We start from the raw sequence: 2337 nt of genomic DNA, 5'->3' as shown, positions 1-2337 counted from the left end.
CGGCACCGAGCCCCCGGAAACGCCGGACACCGGACGGTCCGGGACGCCGCAGCCACGCACCGAGCCCGACGAGACCCCGCCCACCGGAAACTTCGGGGCACCGGCCGGCGACGCCGAGGCCGACCACCACGACCCGCACCGCACGCTCGCGCGCTCCGGCCGGGGCCGGCCCGCGAAGCGCCCCGGGCCCGGCGGCGGACTGCTCATGGGCCGGCCGTTCGGCGTGCCCGTGTACGTCGCGCCGAGCTGGTTCCTCGTCGCCGCCCTGATCACCTGGGTGTTCGGCGGCCAGCTCGACCGGATCCTGCCCGAGCTGGGCGCCGCGCGCTACCTGGTGTCCCTCTTCTTCGCGGTCGCCTTCTACGCGTCCGTGCTCGTGCACGAACTGGCCCACACGGTCGCCGCGCTCCGCTTCAAACTCCCGGTCCGCCGCATCCAGCTCCAGTTCTTCGGCGGCGTCTCCGAGATCGAGAAGGAGGCCGAGACCCCCGGCCGCGAGTTCGTCCTCGCGTTCGTCGGGCCCCTGCTCTCCCTCGTCCTCGCGGGCCTGTTCTACCTCGCCATGCAGACCGTCGAGCCCGGCACGGTCCCGGGCGTCCTGCTGGCCGGCCTGATGATCTCCAACCTCATCGTGGCCGCCTTCAACCTGCTGCCCGGCCTCCCGCTGGACGGCGGCCGCATGCTCCGCGCCGTCGTCTGGAAGATCAGCGGCAGGCCCATGGCCGGCACCGTCGCCGCCGCCTGGGTCGGCCGGGCCCTCGCCGTCGCCGTCCTCGTGGGGCTCCCGCTGCTCACGCAGTCCGGTGCGCTCGGCTCCGCCGCCGAGGACAGCGTCGGCATGGACACGGTCATGGACGCGCTGCTCGCCGCGATCCTCGCCGCCATCATCTGGACCGGCGCCGGCAACAGCCTGCGCATGGCACGCCTGCGCGAACACCTCCCGGAGCTGCGCGCCCGGACCCTCACCCGCCGCGCCGTCCCCGTCGAGACCGACACCCCGCTCTCCGAGGCCCTGCGACGGGCCAACGCCGCCGGGGCCCGTGCCCTGGTCGTCGTCGACGCCGAGGGCACCCCGCTCTCCCTGGTCCGCGAGGCCGCCATCGTCGGCGTACCCGCGCACCGCCGGCCCTGGGTCGCGGTCAGCGGCCTCGCCCAGGACCTCACGGACGGGATGCGCGTCTCGGCGGAGCTGGCCGGCGAGGAACTGCTCGACGCCCTGCGCGCCCCGCCCGCCACCGAGTACCTGGTGGTGGAGGAGACCGGCGAGATCTACGGCGTGCTGTCGGCGGCCGACGTCGAGCGGGCCTTCGTGAAGGCGATGGCCCGGCCCAGCTGAGCCCCCGCGTGGTCGGCGGCCCTCCCGGCTGCCGGTAGGCTGGTCACATGTCCGAACCGACCGGTGCCGCCCGCAGGCGCGGGCCCTTCAAGGTCGGGGACCAGGTTCAGCTGACCGACCCCAAGGGCCGCCACTACACGTTCACGCTCGAGGCCGGGAAGAACTTCCACACCCACAAGGGTTCCTTCCCCCACGACGAACTGATCGGCGCTCCCGAGGGCAGCGTTGTCCGCACCACCGGGAACGTCGCCTACCTCGCGCTGCGCCCCCTGCTCCCCGACTACGTCCTGTCCATGCCCCGCGGGGCAGCCGTCGTCTACCCGAAGGACGCGGGGCAGATCCTCGCCTTCGCCGACATCTTCCCCGGCGCGCGCGTCGTCGAGGCCGGCGTCGGCTCCGGCTCGCTCAGCAGCTTCCTGCTGCGGGCCATCGGCGACCAGGGCATGCTGCACAGCTACGAGCGCCGCGAGGACTTCGCCGAGATCGCGAAGCAGAACGTGGAGCGCTACTTCGGCGGCCCGCACCCCGCCTGGCAGCTCACCGTCGGCGACCTCCAGGACAACCTGTCCGACACGGACGTCGACCGCGTCATCCTCGACATGCTCGCCCCGTGGGAGTGCCTGGAGGCCGTCTCCAAGGCGCTCGTGCCCGGCGGCATCCTGTGCTGTTACGTCGCGACCACCACCCAGCTCGCCCGGACCGTCGAGTCCATCCGCGAGATCGGCTGCTTCAACGAGCCGACCTCCTGGGAGACGATGATCCGCAACTGGCACATCGAGGGCCTGGCCGTCCGCCCGGACCACCGGATGATCGGCCACACCGGCTTCCTGCTCACCGCCCGCCGCCTCGCCGACGGCGTCGAGCCGCCCATGCGCCGCCGCCGCCCCGCCAAGGGCGCCTACGGCGAGGACTACGCCGGCCCCAACGCCGACGGAGGCGCCGGCCGCTAGGCCGTGCGCCGTGTGTCGCGTACAACGCCGCAGCGCCGGGGGGGGGGGGCG

At 73.9% G+C, this 2337-nt stretch carries 2 protein-coding genes; both read left to right on the top strand.

What is annotated here, in order from left to right; all coding sequences use genetic code 11:
* On the top strand, positions 1–1336 hold a 1336-nt coding region (locus QC282_RS31955; protein ID WP_279553095.1), incomplete at its 5' end, for a site-2 protease family protein.
* Between the two features lie 47 nt (positions 1337–1383).
* Positions 1384–2286 carry a tRNA (adenine-N1)-methyltransferase gene (locus QC282_RS31950; protein WP_279553094.1) on the top strand — a complete coding sequence of 301 codons (903 nt, stop codon included), beginning with the start codon at positions 1384–1386 and terminating at the stop codon, positions 2284–2286.
* The last annotated feature ends 51 nt before the right edge of the window (positions 2287–2337 follow it).

Origin of the sequence: Streptomyces sp. DH24 (assembly GCF_029813775.1) — a bacterium.
Taxonomy (GTDB): Bacteria; Actinomycetota; Actinomycetes; order Streptomycetales; family Streptomycetaceae; genus Streptomyces.
The sequence above is the reverse complement of the archived record's forward strand: the minus strand, read 5'-3'. Positions and strand labels throughout refer to the sequence as shown.